The organism is Streptomyces sp. NPDC048462, assembly GCF_043200175.1.
Lineage (GTDB): Bacteria > Actinomycetota > Actinomycetes > Streptomycetales > Streptomycetaceae > Streptomyces.
The window spans coordinates 370,613-386,647 of record NZ_JBICXG010000005.1 but is presented as its reverse complement, the minus strand read 5'-3'; the positions used below and the strand labels follow the sequence as shown (position 1 = coordinate 386,647).

At 72.0% G+C, this 16,035-nt stretch carries 16 protein-coding genes; 5 read left to right on the top strand and 11 right to left on the bottom strand.

All coding sequences use genetic code 11. The features are described from left to right. Positions 1-84: 84 nt before the first annotated feature. Both ACGFU6_RS12665 and ACGFU6_RS12660 read left to right on the top strand, forming a co-directional pair. Complete coding sequence (locus tag ACGFU6_RS12665) at positions 85-141, top strand: trp operon leader peptide (RefSeq protein WP_073735655.1); 57 nt, start codon at positions 85-87, stop codon at positions 139-141. Between the two features lie 100 nt (positions 142-241). Next, a complete protein-coding gene (locus tag ACGFU6_RS12660; RefSeq protein ID WP_393610262.1) occupies positions 242-2,146 on the top strand; it encodes an anthranilate synthase family protein in 1,905 nt (634 codons plus the stop codon). Positions 2,147-2,179: 33 nt separating this feature from the next. On the opposite strand, the gene ACGFU6_RS12655 is transcribed toward ACGFU6_RS12660, so the two are convergent. The 5 genes from ACGFU6_RS12655 to ACGFU6_RS12635 all read right to left on the bottom strand — a co-directional run bounded on the left by ACGFU6_RS12655 (position 2,180) and on the right by ACGFU6_RS12635 (position 7,199). Next, positions 2,180-3,184: a 2-hydroxyacid dehydrogenase gene (locus ACGFU6_RS12655; RefSeq protein WP_393610260.1), complete on the bottom strand. Its 1,005-nt coding sequence runs from the start codon at positions 3,182-3,184 to the stop codon at positions 2,180-2,182. Positions 3,185-3,315: 131 nt separating this feature from the next. After that, positions 3,316-4,344 (bottom strand): 6-phosphofructokinase, encoded by a 1,029-nt coding sequence (locus ACGFU6_RS12650; RefSeq protein WP_393610259.1) that lies wholly within the window; start codon positions 4,342-4,344, stop codon positions 3,316-3,318. 111 nt (positions 4,345-4,455) lie between these two features. Beyond that, entirely contained in the window at positions 4,456-5,148 is a 693-nt protein-coding gene (locus ACGFU6_RS12645) for a response regulator (RefSeq protein ID WP_393610258.1), read from the bottom strand. Further along, positions 5,145-6,371, bottom strand: coding sequence for a MacS family sensor histidine kinase (gene macS / locus ACGFU6_RS12640; RefSeq protein ID WP_393610320.1), 1,227 nt, complete (start codon positions 6,369-6,371; stop codon positions 5,145-5,147). The genes ACGFU6_RS12645 and macS overlap by 4 nt, the downstream gene beginning before the upstream one ends. A 54-nt stretch (positions 6,372-6,425) precedes the next feature. After that, positions 6,426-7,199 carry a lysophospholipid acyltransferase family protein gene (locus ACGFU6_RS12635; RefSeq protein ID WP_393610256.1) on the bottom strand — a complete coding sequence of 258 codons (774 nt, stop codon included), beginning with the start codon at positions 7,197-7,199 and terminating at the stop codon, positions 6,426-6,428. 194 nt (positions 7,200-7,393) lie between these two features. Here ACGFU6_RS12635 and ACGFU6_RS12630 point away from each other — a divergent pair, with 194 nt between their 5' ends. Both ACGFU6_RS12630 and ACGFU6_RS12625 read left to right on the top strand, forming a co-directional pair. After that, the gene (locus ACGFU6_RS12630) at positions 7,394-8,173 is read left to right on the top strand and encodes an alpha/beta hydrolase (RefSeq protein WP_393610254.1); all 780 of its coding nucleotides are present in this window, start codon (positions 7,394-7,396) and stop codon (positions 8,171-8,173) included. Further along, the gene (locus tag ACGFU6_RS12625; protein ID WP_393610252.1) at positions 8,166-8,849 is read left to right on the top strand and encodes a hypothetical protein; all 684 of its coding nucleotides are present in this window, start codon (positions 8,166-8,168) and stop codon (positions 8,847-8,849) included. Before ACGFU6_RS12630 ends, ACGFU6_RS12625 begins: the two co-directional genes overlap by 8 nt. 6 nt (positions 8,850-8,855) lie before the next feature. Here ACGFU6_RS12625 and ACGFU6_RS12620 read toward each other — a convergent pair whose 3' ends face one another. The 6 genes from ACGFU6_RS12620 to ACGFU6_RS12595 form a co-directional block, all read right to left on the bottom strand. Next, a complete protein-coding gene (locus ACGFU6_RS12620; RefSeq protein WP_393610250.1) occupies positions 8,856-9,614 on the bottom strand; it encodes an endonuclease/exonuclease/phosphatase family protein in 759 nt (252 codons plus the stop codon). Positions 9,615-9,693: 79 nt separating this feature from the next. Then, on the bottom strand, positions 9,694-10,635 hold the full coding sequence (locus tag ACGFU6_RS12615) for an ROK family glucokinase (protein WP_393610248.1): 942 nt from the start codon (positions 10,633-10,635) through the stop codon (positions 9,694-9,696). A gap of 74 nt (positions 10,636-10,709) precedes the next feature. After that, positions 10,710-11,168 carry a DUF5304 domain-containing protein gene (locus ACGFU6_RS12610; protein ID WP_393610247.1) on the bottom strand — a complete coding sequence of 153 codons (459 nt, stop codon included), beginning with the start codon at positions 11,166-11,168 and terminating at the stop codon, positions 10,710-10,712. Between the two features lie 83 nt (positions 11,169-11,251). After that, positions 11,252-12,508, bottom strand: a complete 1,257-nt coding sequence (locus ACGFU6_RS12605) for an ArsA family ATPase (RefSeq protein ID WP_393610245.1) — start codon at positions 12,506-12,508, stop codon at positions 11,252-11,254. Positions 12,509-12,512: 4 nt separating this feature from the next. Next, a complete protein-coding gene (locus ACGFU6_RS12600) occupies positions 12,513-12,962 on the bottom strand; it encodes an SRPBCC family protein (RefSeq protein ID WP_123526541.1) in 450 nt (149 codons plus the stop codon). Between the two features lie 117 nt (positions 12,963-13,079). Then, positions 13,080-13,886 (bottom strand): metallophosphoesterase, encoded by an 807-nt coding sequence (locus ACGFU6_RS12595; protein ID WP_393610243.1) that lies wholly within the window; start codon positions 13,884-13,886, stop codon positions 13,080-13,082. Between the two features lie 279 nt (positions 13,887-14,165). On the opposite strand from ACGFU6_RS12595, the gene ACGFU6_RS12590 reads away from it, so the two are divergent. Next, positions 14,166-15,962 carry an AMP-dependent synthetase/ligase gene (locus ACGFU6_RS12590; protein WP_393610242.1) on the top strand — a complete coding sequence of 599 codons (1,797 nt, stop codon included), beginning with the start codon at positions 14,166-14,168 and terminating at the stop codon, positions 15,960-15,962. The last annotated feature ends 73 nt before the right edge of the window (positions 15,963-16,035 follow it).

The following is a 16,035-nucleotide window of genomic DNA, read 5'->3' as shown; positions in this document are numbered from 1 at the left end:
ACAAGACCTGTTCCGTCCGAGGCCCGTTCCGCCCATCGGGTGGGACGGGCCTCCTGGTGCCCGATCGTGGGTTATGGTTCAGCCATGTTCGCGCACTCGACCCGTAATTGGTGGTGGACCGCTCATCCGGCGGCCCACTGACTGCGCGTACACCGAAAGACGCAGAGGCCGCCCGAGGGGCGGCCTTTTTCCGTTTCACGGGGCCGTTCCTCCCAGCTGATCCACTGGAAGGAACCCCGGCATGACACCGCACCTGACCCCCCGCCCGGCACCGCACACGATCATCCAGCGACTCCTGGGCGAGGACTGCCCGCCGTTCGCACTGCTCCGCAGGCGCACCCCCGGCCATGACCACGACACCGTAGAGGTGCTGATCGGTGACGTGCGGGAGGTGGACCGGCTGGCGGACCTCCCGGTCGGTGAGCGGCCCTCGCTCGCCCTGGTGCCGTTCCGGCAGATCGCCGAGCGCGGCTTCGACGTGCGGGACGACGGGACGCCGCTGTCCGTACTGGTCGCGGACGAGACGTACGCGCTGCCGCTCGACGAGGCGCTGGAACTGCTCCCCACGCACGAGGTGCGGGTCATGGACGGGGCGTTCGACGTCGCGGACGAGGAGTACGCCGGGACCGTCCGGCGGGTCATCGAGGACGAGATCGGCCGGGGCGAGGGCGCGAACTTCGTCATCCGGCGGACCTTCCGGGGCGAGATCCCCGGGTTCGGGCGGGCGGACGCGCTGGCGCTGTTCCGGCGGCTGCTGGCGGGCGAGCGGGGCGCGTACTGGACGTTCGTCGTGCACACCGGGACCAGGACGCTGGTCGGGGCCAGCCCCGAGGTGCATGTGCGGATGTCCGGCGGAACGGTCGTGATGAACCCGATCAGCGGCACCTACCGCTACCCCGCCGAAGGGCCGACCGCCGAGAACCTGCTGGCGTTCCTCGGGGACCGCAAGGAGACCGAGGAGCTCTCCATGGTGGTCGACGAGGAACTCAAGATGATGTGCACCGTCGGCGACATGGGCGGCGTCGTGATCGGCCCCCGGCTCAAGGAGATGGCCCATCTCGCGCACACGGAGTACGAGTTGCGCGGGCGCTCCTCGCTGGATGTGCGCGAGGTGCTGAAGGAGACCATGTTCGCGGCGACGGTCACCGGGTCCCCGGTCCAGAACGCCTGCCGGGTCATCGAGCGCTACGAGTCCGGCGGGCGCGGCTACTACGCGGGCGCGCTGGCGCTGCTGCGGCAGGGCCCGGACGGGGCGCAGACCCTGGACTCGCCGATCCTGATCCGGACCGCCGACATCTCGCCCGGAGGTGAGCTGCGGGTTCCGGTCGGGGCGACGCTGGTGCGGCACTCCGACCCGGAGAGCGAGGTGGCGGAGACCCACGCCAAGGCGGCCGGCGTGCTGACCGCGCTGGGGGTGCGGCCGGGACGGCCGAGGGCCGAGGGCTCCCGGCCCCGGCTGGCCGACGACCCCCGGGTGCGGGCGGCGCTGGATGCCCGGCGGGACGGGCTCGCGCCGTTCTGGCTGCGGATGCAGGAGCGCACCGACGCGCTGTCCGGCCACGCCCTGGTGATCGACGGCGAGGACACGTTCACCGCGATGCTGGGGCACGTGCTGCGCGCGTCGGGGCTCGATGTGTCGGTGCGCCGCTACGACGAGCCGGGGCTGCGCGAGACCGTGCGGGCGCACGAGGGGCCCGTGGTGCTGGGCCCGGGGCCGGGGAATCCGGGCGACCAGGACGATCCGAAGATGCGGCTGCTGCGGGCGCTGGCCGCGGAGCTGGTCCGGGATCACCGGCACGGGCTGCTGGGGGTGTGCCTGGGCCATGAGCTGATCGCGGCGGAGCTGGGGCTCGACATCGTCCGCAAGGCGGTGCCGTACCAGGGTGCGCAGACCCGGATCGATCTGTTCGGCCGCCCGGAGACCGTCGGCTTCTACAACAGCTTCACCGCGCGCTGCGACGAGGCGGCTGTCACCGAGCTGGCGGCGCACGGCATCGAGGCGAGCGTGGACGGTGCGACCGGGGAGCTGCACGCACTGCGCGGGGACGGCTTCGCCTCGGTGCAGTTCCACCCGGAGTCGGTGCTGACACTGCGCGGCGCGGCGATCGTGGGCGAACTGCTGGCGGGGCTGCCGGTGCGCGGCTGAGAGGCCGTCGGAGGCTGCCCGGGTCCGCCGCGGTCAGGACCCGGGCGCCGCCGGGACCAGGACGTTCTCGCCGTGGCGGCGGGCCAGGTAGTCGTCGACGTTGCGGACGGTGGCCTCGATGATCTGGCCCACCGCGTCCTCGGTGTAGTACGCCTGGTGCGAGGTGACGATGACGTTGGGGAAGGTGACCAGCCGGGCCAGGGTGTCGTCGTCGACGCCCTCCAGGGACTTGTCCAGGAAGAAGAGCCCGGCCTCGGCCTCGTACACGTCGAGCCCGACCCCGAGGAACCGGCCGGCCCGCAACTCCCCCACCAGGGCGTGGGTGTCGACGAGTCCGCCCCGGCTGGAGTTGATCAGGATCGCGTCGTCCTTCATCCGGGCCAGCGCGTCCCTGCCGATGACGTGGTGGGTCGCGGGCAGCAGCGGGACGTGCAGGCTGATCAGGTCGGACTCGGCCAGGAGCTGCTCCTTGTCGACGTAGCGCATGCCGAGCTCGACGCAGGCCGGGTTCTCCGTGACGTCCCAGCCCAGCAGATTCATGCCGAAGCCATGGGCGATACGGGTGAAGGCCTCACCGATCTTGCCGGTGCCGATGACACCGGCCGTGCGGCCGTGCATGTCCCGGCCGAGCAGCCCGTCGAGGCGGAAGTCGAAGTCGCGGGTGCGGCTCGCGGCCCGGATGACGCGGCGGTTGACCGCCATGGCGAGGGTCCAGGCGAATTCGGCGACGGAGTACGGGGAGTAGTAGGAGACCCGGGCGACGCGCATGGCCAGGCGCTCGGCGACGTCCAGGTCGATGTTGTTGAAGCCGGTGGAGCGCTGGGCGATCATCTGGGTGCCGCCGGCCGCGAGGGTCTGCAGCACACCGCTGCCCAGGTCGGCGTTGACGCTGGTGGAGATGATCTCGTAGCCGGCGGCGATGGGTGCGGTGTCCCGGTTCAGGAAGACGTCCAGGCAGCGGACCTCGTGCTTCCCGGCGAAGGCTTTCTCGATCAGCGGCTTCTCGTCGGACTGCACACCGAAGGCCAGGATTTCCACGACGTCTCCCGTGACTGGTGCGGGCGGGCTGCCGGGTCCGGCCCGCACCGGGGGTGCGGGCCGGACCCGGCCCGGTCTTCGCGAATATAAGGCCGGGCTCCCCGGCCCGCCGCCCGGCCGGACGCGGCGGCTCAGCCGAAGAAGACCTCCGCCTCCGCGTAGAGCGCCGGGTCGACCGTCTTGAGCCGGGCGGTCGCCTCCGCGATCGGCACCCGCACGATGTCCGTGCCGTTCAGGGCGACCATCTTCCCGAAGTCGCCGTCGTGCACGGCGTCGATGGCGTGCAGCCCGAACCGGGTGGCGAGCCAGCGGTCGAAGGCGCTGGGGGTGCCGCCGCGCTGGACGTGGCCCAGGACCGTGGTCCTGGCCTCCTTTCCGGTGCGGCGCTCGATCTCCTTGGCCAGCCATTCACCGACCCCGGAGAGCCGGACATGGCCGAAGGAGTCCTGCGAGCCGTCCTTGAGGACCAGCTCGCCCTGCGCGGGCATGGCCCCCTCGGCGACCACCACGATCGGGGCGTAGCTCGCCCGGAACCGGGAGGCCACCCAGGCGCAGACCTGGTCGACGTCGAAGCGCTGTTCCGGGATGAGGATGACGTTGGCGCCGCCGGCCAGTCCCGAGTGGAGCGCGATCCAGCCGGCGTGGCGGCCCATCACCTCGACGACCAGGACGCGCATATGGGACTCGGCCGTGGTGTGCAGCCGGTCGATGGCCTCGGTCGCGATGTTGACGGCGGTGTCGAAACCGAAGGTGTAGTCGGTGCCGGACAGGTCGTTGTCGATGGTCTTGGGTACGCCGACGCAGTGGATGCCGTACTCCTCGGACAGGGTCGCCGCCACTCCGAGGGTGTCCTCGCCGCCGATGGTGACGAGTGCGTCGACCTCGTACCTGTCGAGGTTGTCCCGGATCCGGCGGACGCCGTGCTCCGCCTTGAGCGGGTTGGTGCGCGAGGAGCCGAGGATGGTGCCGCCGCGCGGCAGGATGCCGCGCACCGCCGGGATGGAGAGCGGGACCGTCACTCCCTCCAGCGGCCCCCGCCAGCCGTCCCGGAATCCGATGAAGTCGTAGTCGTACTCCTGCACGCCCTTGCGGACGACGGCACGGATGACCGCGTTGAGCCCGGGGCAGTCGCCGCCCCCGGTCAGTACTCCGACCCGCATGGAAGCATCCCTTCGCCGAAGTGAGCCCATTCATCACCACGCTAAGGGTGATCCAGGTCACTTCGGGATGGGTCGGACGGTCAATTCCCGTGCAATGCGGGGGAATTGATCTCAGGCGTCGTCGAGGCCGCGCTCGATCGCGTACCGCACCAGCTCCACCCTGTTGTGCAACTGGAGCTTGCCCAGGGTGTTCTGGACGTGGTTCTGGACGGTGCGGTGCGAGATGACCAGCCGCTCCGCGATCTGCTTGTACGAGAGTCCCTTGGCGACCAGCCGCAGCACCTCGGTCTCCCGGTCGGTGAGCTCCGGGGCCTTGGGTTCGTCGGAGGCGGCCGGCGCGGGCTCGGAGGCCAGCCTGCGGTACTCACCGAGTACGAGCCCGGCCAGTCCGGGGGTGAAGACCGGGTCGCCGGCCGCGGTGGAGCGGACCGCCTCGGTCAGCTCCTGGGTGCTCGCGGACTTGAGCAGGTAGCCGGTGGCACCCGACTTGACCGCCTCCAGCACGTCGGCGTGCTCGCCGCTCGCGGAGAGCACCAGGACCCGCAGCCCGGGGTGCGAGCCGACGAGCTCCTTGCAGACCTGGACGCCGGGCATCCCGGGCAGGTTGAGGTCGAGGACCAGGACGTCGGGGGTGACCGCCCCGGCCCGGCGGACCGCCTGGGGGCCGTCTCCGGCGGTCGCCACCACGTCGAAGCCGGACTCCGCGAGGTCGCGGGCGACGGCGTCGCGCCACATCGGGTGGTCGTCGACCACCATCACCCTGATCGCCCGCTCCTGGGCACCCTCTTCGTGTGCTGCGTTCATCGGACCGCGCCCGCCTTCCCCCGTGAGATCTTCGGAACCTTCAATTCGACCTCGGTGCCCTGTCCGGGCACCGAGATCAGCTCTGCCGTACCGCCCAGCTCCCGCAGCCGGCCGCGTATCGACAGGGCGACGCCGAGCCGCCCCTCGCCCTCGGCCTGGGCGAGCCGCCCTTCCGGGATGCCCGGCCCGTCGTCCCGGACCGTGACGATCACCTCGTCCGGCCAGTCCTCGACCAGGATCCAGGCCTGGGCGTCCTGCCCCGCGTGCACCCGGACATTGTCCAGGGCGGCGCTGACCGCGGCCGCCAGCTCCGTCGCCGCCTCGGGCGCCAGCAGCACCGGGGCGCCGGGCTCCGCGAAGCTGACCCGGGAGCCGGCGTGCGGGGCGAGCAGGGCGCGCAGATCGGTCTCGCCGGGCGCGCCGCTCTCGTCGTCGTCCATCTCGACGGTACGCACCACGGCGCCGTCCGCGGCATCCTCGGAGAGCCGGGTGGGCGGCACCAGGCCGCTGGAGACCAGGGTGCGCAGGGCGACCTCCTGCTCCCCGGCCATCCGGCCCAGCTCGGCGGCCTCGCCGCCGATCGCCGCACCCCGTCGCTGCACCATCGCCAGGACCTGGAGCACGCTGTCGTGGATGTCGCGGGCGAGGCGCTCCCGTTCCCGGGTGGCGGCCTCGATCTCCAGGGCGCGGGCGAGGGTGCGCTCACTGGCGCGGGCCACCTCGACGACGTAGCCGATCGCGATGGAGGCGACCCAGACCAGCAGGACGTTGTGCAGGGTGTCGCGGCTGGGTTCGGCGCGCTCGACGAGGTTGGCGACCGCGACGAAGGTGGAGGCGAAGGCCGCCCAGCGCCAGCCGCCCTTGATCGCGAAGGCCAGTACGGAGCCCGCGGTCCAGATGGACGGCAGGGTCGGGCCGTCGATGTGCTGGGCCTGGAAGTCGGCGAGCGGGGTCAGGAGGATACCGGCGAGGGCGAGCGCCAGATCGGTGCCGAGGAAACGCTTGGTGCAGGCCACCGCACCGGCGACCCTCGGCAGGGTGGCGAGCGTCCAGATGGTCATGACCGTCAGGAAGGCGATGGCCACCCACGGCCGTTCGTACTTGTCGCGTCCGAAGACGGCGAGCAGGATCGCGTAGAGCATCGTCAGGATGCGGTACGCGGTCAGGGCACGCCACAACGGCTGCTCGACCGACATCCGCACGACCCGCACGCGCTTGACCATCTTCTTCTCCCCCACGCCGGACTTCTCCCCGCCCCCGGACCGGCCGGCGCCCGCTCAGGCGCCGCCGCGGTCCTCGTCCGTACCCGGCTGCTCGTCCCGGCGTCCGGTCCCGGCCTTCTTCGCCGCCTCCGCCTGCCGCTTCGCCTCGTCCGCGAGCTGCCGCTTGGCGGCGGTCGCGTAGATGTCGACGTACTCCTGCCCGGAGAGCCTCATGATCTCGTACATCACCTCGTCGGTGACCGAACGCAGGATGAAGCGGTCGCCCTCCATGCCGTGGTAGCGGCTGAAGTCGAGCGGCTCGCCGATCTTGATCCCCGGGCGCATCAGCCTGGGCATCACCTGGCCGGGCGGCTGGATCTTCTCCGTGTCGATCATCGCGACGGGGATGACCGGCGCCCCGGTCGCGAGCGCCACCCGGGCGAGCCCGCCGGGCTTGCCCCGGTAGAGCCGGCCGTCGGGCGAGCGGGTGCCCTCCGGGTAGATGCCGAAGAGGCCGCCGCTCTCGATCACCTCGATGCCGGCCTTGATCGCCGCCTCGCCGGCTCCCCGGGCGCCGGAGCGGTCCACCGGGAGCTGGCCGACGCCCTTGAAGAACGCGGCGGTCAGCTTGCCCTTGACCCCCGGCGCGGTGAAGTACTCGGCCTTGGCGATGAAGGTGACCTTGCGGTCCAGGACAGCGGGCAGGAAGAAGGAGTCCGAGAACGACAGATGGTTGCTCGCGAGGATCGCCGGTCCCTGCGCGGGGATGTTCTCCAGGCCCTCCACCCATGGCCTGAAGGCGAGCTTCAGAGACCCGCCGATGGAGAACTTCATAGCGCCGTAGATCAACTCGGGTGCCTCCTGTGTGCCGTCGGTCAGACCCTAACCCGTCCTGCCTCCCCCACTCCTGCCCGGCAGGGCCCCGGGCACCCGGCCCGTGCCGGTGACGGCCCTGGTCGGTGTCGGTCCGGTCGCGTACGGTGAAGTAATCCTCTGCACTCCCCCTTTCGCTCCCCCGTGAGCCTCACGAACAGGAGACCCCGGTGCCGGTCCTTCCTGGAGCCGAGCCGTTCCGCCACGAGGGCGGAGAGGTCGGCGTCCTCCTCTGTCACGGATTCACCGGTTCACCGCAGTCGCTGCGCCCCTGGGCCGGCTATCTGGCGGAGCGCGGGCTCACGGTCTCGCTGCCGCTGCTCCCCGGGCACGGCACCCGCTGGCAGGACATGCAGGTGACCGGCTGGCAGGACTGGTACGCGGAGGTGGACCGGGAGCTGCGGTCGCTGCTGGAGCGGTGCTCGCAGGTCTTCGTCTTCGGTCTCTCCATGGGCGGCGCCCTGGCGCTGCGGCTCGCGGCGAAGCACGGTGACGCGGTCCGGGGTCTGGTGCTCGTCAACCCGGCCAACAAGGTGCACGGCCTCGCGGCGCACGCGCTGCCGGTCGCCCGCCATCTGGTGCCGACGACGAAGGGCCTGGTCAGCGACATCGCCCTGGCGGGCTCGGAGGAGGTCGGCTACGACCGGGTGCCGCTGCACGCGGCGCACTCGCTGCGGAAGTTCTTCCGGCTGGTCGACGCCGAACTGCCCCAGGTGACCCAGCCGCTCCTGCTCCTGCACAGTCCGCAGGACCACGTCGTGCCGCCCGCCGACTCGGCCCGGATCCTGAGCCGGGTGTCGTCGCGGGACGTCGAGGAGATCCTGCTGGAACAGAGCTACCACGTCGCGACGTTGGACCACGATGCGGAGCGGATCTTCGACGAGAGCTACTCGTTCATCGGCCGCCTCGCTCCGAGCGTCGGGAAGAAGGGGAGCACGTCCGGTGGCTGAGCACGACGCGGATCGCGCGGGCAGCGAGGAGGAGCGGGAGCCGCTCCCCGCCGAGGAAGCGGCCGTCCCCGATGACGGCGGCGCACCACCGCCGGAGGCCCCGGGCGCGGACCGGGCAGGCGACGGGGAACGCCCGGTGGACGAGGACGCCGTCTGGAAGGCGATCGTCGCGGGGTACGGCGACGAGCCGCCGGACCCGCCGGGCGCCAGGCCGTTCCGGTCCATCGAGGACGTCGCCCTGCTGGAGGACGGTCCGCTGACCGCCCTGGACCCGGACAAGGGCATCGGCAAGCGGCCGCCCAAGCCCCCGGAGAAGCCGCTCGGCAGCTCGGTGGTGTTCGCCCCCGGCGTCGGCGCCGGCCCGCGCGACTACGAGCCGGCGGAGCCGGCCCCGGGTGAGGCGGACGACGGCGACGACGACAGCGGCGAGGGCCACTTCGTGCCGCCGGAGCCGCCGCCGCTGCCGGAGGCCGATGTCACGGCCAAGTTCGCCTGGCTGGCGGTGATCGGCGGACCGGTCCTGCTGCTGCTCGCGGTGCTGCTGCGGTGGGAGATGACCTGGTGGCTGACGACGGTCTGCGTCGGCGGCTTCCTGGGCGGCTTCGCGACGCTGGTGGCGCGGATGGAGCACGACGACGAGGACGGCGACGACCCCGGCCGCGGCGCGGTGGTCTGAGGGGCCTCAGACCCTGCCGGCCGGCACCCGCAGCGCGGCCAGCACCGGCAGGTGGTCGGAGGCGGCCAGCAGGTCGTCCTCGGCCACCCCGGGCAGCCCGGCCGGGACGCCGCAGCCCAGCACCTCGATGCCACCGGTCGCGAAGAGCGCGTCGATCCGCTTGCGCGGGTCGTGCGGCGGGAAGGTGTGCTCGCCGCCCCTGGGCCGTACCGTCCAGCAGTCCTGGAGCCGGGTGGCCAGCCGCCGGAACGCCTGGCCGCCCGGTGTCTCGTTGAGGTCGCCGCCCACCACGGCGTGCTCCACGCCCATCGCGTCCAGCCGGCCGAGCAACGCCTCCGCCTGGGCGAGGCGCTCCTCGCGGCGCAGGCTCAGATGGCAGCTCAGCACACCGATCCGGGTGCCCGCGATCCGGACGACCGCGGTGGCGAAGCCCCTGCGGTGCAGTCCCGGGGTGAGCGGCAGCAGGACGTCCTCGGTGCGCTCCGCCGCGACGCGCAGCGAGCAGAGCAGCAGCGGCCCGGCCGCGGTGGCTCCGCCGCCGAGGATCACCAGCTCACTGGCGGCGGCGAGCCGGGCGGCGTATTTGCGCCAGCGGAAGAAGCGCGGCGCCTCCTGGATGAGGACCAGGTCCGGTGCGCAGGCGCGGATGACCCGGGCCAGCGCGGCGGGGTCGTCGCGCATCGACCGGATGTTGTAGCCGAGCACTCTGATGACGGCCGAGCCGTCCTGCTCGGTACGGGACTCTGGCAGCGACATCATGGCCATGGCGCTCACGATACGACGGACGCCCGCCGCTCCCCGAGAGGGTCGCGACGGGCGTCCGGTGTGTCCGTATCCGGTCGGATCAGCCCTGCCGGGCCAGGTCCGCAGCGCCCACCAGACCGGCCTTGCCGCCCAGTTGGGCCGCGAGGAGCTGGGCGTGCGGGCGCCACTCGCCGCCGATCAGCCAGCGCCGGAACGACCTGCGGATCGGGTCGAGCACCAACTCGCCCTCGTCCGAGACGCCGCCGCCGACGATGAAGGCGGACGGGTCGAACAGCGAGGCGAGGTCGGCCAGTCCGGCTCCGGCCCAGCGGGCCAGTTCGCGGAACGAGTCGACGGCCACGGGGCAGCCCTGGCGGGCGGCCTCGCTGATGTGCTTGCCCTCGATGCCCTCGACCGTGCCGTCGCCGAGCGACAGCAGGATCGTGGCGTTCTCGGGGGTGGCGTTGGCGCGCTGCTTCGCGTACCGGACGAGCGCCCGGCCCGAGGCGTACTGCTCCCAGCAGCCCTGGCTGCCGCAGCCGCAGAGCAGACCGTCCGGGACGACCCGGATGTGGCCGAACTCGGCGGCCACGCCGAAGCGTCCGCGGCGCAGCTTGTTGCCGATGATGATGCCGCCGCCGAGACCGGTGCCGAGCGTGATGCAGATGACGTCGTCGTGGCCCTGGCCCGCGCCGAAGCGGTATTCGCCCCAGGCCGCCGCGTTGGCGTCGTTCTCCACGACCACCGGAAGGCCGACGCGCTGCTCGACCTTGTCCTTGAGCGGCTCGTGCCGCCAGTTGATGTTCGGTGCGAACAGCACCGTGGCCCGCTTGTCGTCGACGTATCCGGCCGCGCCGATGCCGACCGCCTCGACCGGGTGCCCCTCGCTCGCGCCGGACACCGCCGCCGCGATCGCGTCCACGATGCCTTCGGCCGTCGGCGGGGTCGGCACCTTGAAGGTCGAGAGGATGTGGCCCTCTTCGTCGACCACTCCAGCTGCGATCTTCGTGCCGCCGATATCGACGCCGATGGTGAGTCCCATGAATCCCTCAGTTTCGGTCGAGCCCCGCTGGGGGCAACCGTACCCGAGGCCGGGCCCCGTCCTGTCGGCGCCGGTCAGTCCAGGTCGATCTGTTCGCCGGTGCCCGGCCCCTCGTCCCGGGGGTCGGTGGGCTCGTCCGCCTTCTTTTCGGTGCCCGCCGGGTCCCCCGCGCCCTGGGTCCAACGGCGTTCCTGACCCTCGACGGCCGAGCGGTAGGCGGCGAGCAGTTCACCGCCCGCTGCGGCGATGTGGTCGAAAACGTCCGGATTGCGCTCGATGACTGGCTCGACCGCGGACTTCGCCTGCCTGATGACCTGCTGCACCGCGCCCTGGGCCGCCATGCCGAACAGCGGCGACTGGAGGGAGGAGACCTTGTCGGCCACGGCGTCCATCAGCTTGCGCAGCTCCTCGGCGGCGGAGCCGGGCGGTGGGCCGTAGTCGGCGCGGCGGCGGGCCTTCTCGGCGGCGAGGTCCTCGGCGCAGGCCTGTGCCCACGCGTCGTCGTCGGCGGGACGATCGGTGGCTTCGCTCATGGCGGACTCCTGCGAGGTGGGTGGCCGGCGGCCCGGCACACGGGACCCGTACTTACGACGTTACCCGAACGGCCGCGAGCCGTTCAGCCCGTCCTGGGCCACAGGTCCGGGTCGGGCGTGAACCGGACACGCAGCACCCCGTCGGTGAGCGCGGCGCCGGAGACGGTGCAGCGGCGCAGCGCGGACTCCAGGGGCACGATGCGGTGGAACGGGCCGACGGTGAGCAGGAGTTCGCTGCCGCGCCGGACCAGCTGGAGGTCCTTCTTGACCGCACCGGGCAGCCGCAGGCACCAGATCAGTATCCCGTCCGGGGCGTGTGGGGCCTCCGAGCCGTCACCGCCGGCCGCTCCGGCCGCTCCCTCCGGCGCGCCGGACTCCTCGATCCACCAGGGGTCCTCGGCGCGGCCCGGGGCCCGGCCCTCCACGGACAGGCCGAGCGCGTCGTCGGCGCCGGTGAGGGCGATGAGGTCGTCGGGGCCCTGCGGGTCGCGGCCCAGGTGGGGCACCTCCACCGGCGGGGCCTCGGCGGCCCACTCCTCGCGCCAGTGGTCGAGGCACTTGTCCTGCTGTGCGGCGAGCGCCGCGAACCAGGGGTCCGGGGAGTGCCGGGGCAGTACCCGGTTGGCCACCAGGGCGTCGACGCGCAGCCCCTGGAGGGCGAGTCCGGTCCGGGCGGCGCGCAGGGCGTCCTCGGCGGCCGGGCCCGGCTCCGCGACGATGCGCAGGGTGGTGGCGCGGTCCTCGACGATGGCCTGGACCTGGGCGAGTTCGGCGTCGCGCCGGGCGGCCGCCTCGTACAGCCACTGGGCGGGCATCGGCACACCGGCCAGCTGGGCGAGCATCGGGCGCAGGGCGCGGGCGGCCTGGCGCTCCTGGGGCAGCAGCCGGCGCAGGTAGCGGCGCAGCTGTTCGGGCAGGGCCAGTACGGCGAGGGCCTCGCGCAGCGGCGGCAGGTCGACGACGAGGAGGTCGTAGCCGTCCCGGGACCAGTCGCCGTGGGCGGCGCGGCGCAGGCTGTGCAGGAGGGCGAGCTGGTCGCTGCCGGGGAGTTCGGTGAGTTCCTCACCGTCCAGCCGGTTGCCGCCCAGCAGGCCGAGCACTGCGGACAGCTGGTCCTGGAGGGCGAGGAGTTCGCCGCGGAAGTGCTCCGCGGAGTCGGTCCGTACGGACCACAGAGTGCCGGTGACCTGCGCGGGTTCGGTGGCGGAGGGGAAGCCGGGTATGACGTCCGCGGAGATCAGCAGGGTGCGGGCGCCGCGGCGCGAGCCGGCCAGCGCGGTCGCCGCCGCGACGGTGGTACGGCCGGCGCCGCCGGGGCCGGTGACCAGGACCGTACGCACCGGGTCAGGCCTTCGGGACGGATTCGACGCGCTTCTTCAGTCCGGCCAGGGCGCGGTCGATGATGACCTTCTCGGCCTTGCGCTTGATCATGCCGAGCATCGGGATCTTGACGTCGACGGTCAGCCGGTAGGTGACCTCGGTGCGGTCGCCGTCGCCGAGCGGGGCCAGCGCGTAGGAGCCGTCGATGGCGCGCAGCATCTGGGACTTGACCAGGGTCCAGCTGACCTCGTAGTCACCGATCCAGGTGTACGCGAGGGTGTGGTCGTCCTTGATCGCTCCGGCGTCGAGGACCAGGCGGACCTTCTCGGCGCGGCCGTGGTCGTCGGTGGCGAGCACCTCGGCCTCCTTGACCTCGCCGGTCCATTCCGGGTAGCGGTCGAAGTCGGCGATCACGCCCATGACGTCGGCCGGTGCCGCCTCGATCGTGATCGTCGAGCTGGTGTGTTCAGCCATCGCTGTGGCCCTCCAGTGCGGTGTACCGGTCGGTCGGCAGAGGCCTGCCGCCAGAAGGCTATCGCGTGTGCGATGCGCCTCGGCCCAGGGCCTGCCGCGATGTCCGGCCGGAGCGGGTCACCACTCCAGCGCCCACGGGGTGCCGGTCGAGGCGAAGTGGCCGACGTTCACGCACTCGGTGGCGCCGATCCGCATCCGGCGGACCAGGGGCTGGTGGACGTGGCCGAACAGCGAGTACCGGGGCCGGGTGCGGCGGATGGCGGCGAGCAGGGCGCCGCTGCCGCGTTCGAACCGGCGCGCCACGGTGTCGTACGTCAGCTCCGGCACGTCCGGCGGGATGTGGGTGCAGAGCACGTCGACCTCGCCCACCGCCTCGATCTTGGCGGCGTACTCCTCGTCGCTGATCTCGTACGGGGTGCGCATCGGGGTCCGCAGGCCGCCTCCGACGAAGCCGAAGACGCGGCCGCCGATCTCGACGCGCTCGCCGTCCAGGACGGTGGTTCCGGGACCGGCGTACTCGGGCCACAGGCCGGGGATGTCGACGTTGCCGTAGGTGGCGTACGTCGGAGTGGGCAGCGCGGCGAACATCTCGGCGTACTGCTTGCGCACCGCGGCGACGATCGCGGAGTTCCGGTCCATGCCCGCCCACAGTTCCCGGCCGAAGTCCCGGGCCTCCTCGAAACGGCGCTCGGTGCGCAGGGCGACGATGCGGTCGGCGTTCTCCACACCGAAGAGTTGCGGGAAGATGCCGCGCGAGTGGTCGGCGTAATCGAGGAAGAGCACCAGGTCGCCCAGGCAGACCAAGGCGTCGGCGCCCTGCCCGGCGCGGGCCAGCGCCTCGGTGTTCCCGTGCACGTCACTGACCACGTGGATGCGGGTGCGCCGCTCGGCGGCGGCCCCCGGGCTGTTCGGTCCTGCTCGCATGACGATCACCCTAGAACCCTCGCGTCCGCATGGGTAGAGGCCACCGGACCTGCGGTTACTTCCGGGGCACGGCGCGGGTGCACTACTGTGCGCGAAAGGTCGGCAGATATGTGTGACGCGTAAGACATCTGGCCGGAACCCCCTATCCGGAACCGAGTACTGGTGGGTAACGTCCGGGCAGTCCAGTTGTGCTCACCCCACTGAGCACCCGCCATCTTGGACCGCATCCGGTGCGTCACACAGAGCCGTGGCACCGGAGCCCGATGAGGAGCAGCAGTCTTGCGCGAGTTCAGCCTTCCGGCCCTGTACGAGGTCCCCTCGGACGGCAACCTGACGGATCTCATCCGCCGCAATGCCGCTCAGCATCCCGATGTCGCGGTGATGAGCCGCAAAGTGGCGGGCGTCTGGAGCGACGTCACCGCCACACAGTTCCTGGCCGAGGTCAGAGCCGCCGCCAAGGGACTGATCGCCGCCGGTGTCGAACCCGGCGACCGGGTCGCCCTGATGTCCCGCACCCGCTACGAGTGGGTGCAGCTGGACTTCGCGATCTGGAGCGCGGGCGCCGTCACCGTCCCGGTGTACGAGACCAGCTCGGCCGAGCAGGTCCAGTGGATCCTCGGCGACTCGGGCGCCGTCGCGGTCCTGGTGGAGAGCGACGCCCACGCGGACGCCGTGGCCTCCGTGCGCGACCGGCTGCCCGAGCTGCGCCAGGTCTGGCAGATCGACAAGGGTGCGGTCGGCACGCTCACCGCTTCGGGCGCCGAGGTCCCGGAGGAGACCGTGGACCAGCGCAGCAGGAGCGCCAAGGCCGACGACCCGGCCACCATCGTCTACACCTCGGGCACCACCGGGCGCCCCAAGGGCTGTGTGCTCACGCACCGCAGCTTCTTCGCGGAGTGCGGCAACGTGGTGGAGCGGCTCAAGCCCCTCTTCCGTACCGGCGAGTGCTCCGTACTGCTGTTCCTGCCGGCCGCGCACGTCTTCGGACGGCTGGTCGAGGTCGCCTCGGTGATGGCCCCGATCAAGCTCGGCTGTGTACCGGACATCAAGAACCTCACCGATGAACTGGCCTCGTTCCGGCCGACCCTGATCCTCGGGGTGCCACGCGTCTTCGAGAAGGTCTACAACTCGGCGCGCGCCAAGGCCCAGGCCGACGGCAAGGGCAAGATCTTCGACAGGGCCGCGAACACGGCGATCGCCTACAGCCGTGCGCTCGGCACACCGCAGGGTCCGTCCGTGGGCCTGAAGTTCAAGCACAAGGTGTTCGACCGGCTGGTCTACAGCAAGCTGCGGGCCGTGCTCGGCGGACGCGGCGAGTACGCGATCTCCGGCGGCGCGCCGCTCGGTGAGCGGCTCGGCCACTTCTACCGGGGCATCGGCTTCACCGTCCTGGAGGGCTACGGCCTGACCGAGACGTGCGCGGCCACCGCGTTCAACCCGTGGGACCGCCAGAAGATCGGCACGGTGGGCCAGCCGCTGCCCGGCTCGGTCGTGCGGATCGCGGACGACGGCGAGGTGCTGCTCCACGGTGAGCACCTGTTCTCCGGCTACTGGAACAACGAGACCGCGACGGCCGAGGCGCTGGCCGACGGCTGGTTCCACACCGGTGACATCGGCACCCTCGACGAGGACGGCTACCTCGCGATCACCGGCCGCAAGAAGGAGATCATCGTCACGGCGGGCGGCAAGAACGTCGCTCCCGCCGTGATCGAGGACCGCATCCGCGGGCACGCCCTGGTCGCGGAGTGCATGGTGGTCGGCGACGGACGCCCGTTCGTGGGCGCGCTGGTGACGCTGGACGAGGAGTTCCTGGGCCACTGGGCCGAGGAGCACGGCAAGCCCGTCGGCTCCACCGCCCTGTCGCTGCGCGAGGACCCGGAGCTGCTGGCCGAGGTGCAGCGGGCGATCGACGACGGCAACGCCGCGGTCTCCAAGGCCGAGTCCGTACGCAAGTTCCGCATCCTGGCGGCCCAGTTCACCGAGGAGGCGGGCCACATCACGCCGTCGCTGAAGCTGAAGCGGAACGTGGTGGCGAAGGACTTCGCGGACGAGGTCGAGTCGATCTACCGAGGCTGATCAGCGATCACGCGCACGAAAAGGGGTCCGCACCGGGAACGGTGGCGCGGGCCCCTTTCGTGTACGCGGGCTC

Bases quoted from the DNA above. Each gene is read 5' to 3' on its own strand.
- ACGFU6_RS12620 (WP_393610250.1), bottom strand. From the start codon at position 9,614: ATGGCCATGATGTCGCTGCCAGAGTCCCGTACCGAGCAGGACGGCTCG.
- ACGFU6_RS12645 (WP_393610258.1), bottom strand. From the start codon at position 5,148: ATGAACGCAGCACACGAAGAGGGTGCCCAGGAGCGGGCGATCAGGGTG.
- ACGFU6_RS12595 (WP_393610243.1), bottom strand. From the start codon at position 13,886: ATGCGAGCAGGACCGAACAGCCCGGGGGCCGCCGCCGAGCGGCGCACC.
- ACGFU6_RS12615 (WP_393610248.1), bottom strand. From the start codon at position 10,635: ATGGGACTCACCATCGGCGTCGATATCGGCGGCACGAAGATCGCAGCT.
- macS (WP_393610320.1), bottom strand. From the start codon at position 6,371: ATGGTCAAGCGCGTGCGGGTCGTGCGGATGTCGGTCGAGCAGCCGTTG.
- ACGFU6_RS12600 (WP_123526541.1), bottom strand. From the start codon at position 12,962: ATGGCTGAACACACCAGCTCGACGATCACGATCGAGGCGGCACCGGCC.
- ACGFU6_RS12650 (WP_393610259.1), bottom strand. From the start codon at position 4,344: ATGCGGGTCGGAGTACTGACCGGGGGCGGCGACTGCCCCGGGCTCAAC.
- ACGFU6_RS12610 (WP_393610247.1), bottom strand. From the start codon at position 11,168: ATGAGCGAAGCCACCGATCGTCCCGCCGACGACGACGCGTGGGCACAG.
- ACGFU6_RS12660 (WP_393610262.1), top strand. From the start codon at position 242: ATGACACCGCACCTGACCCCCCGCCCGGCACCGCACACGATCATCCAG.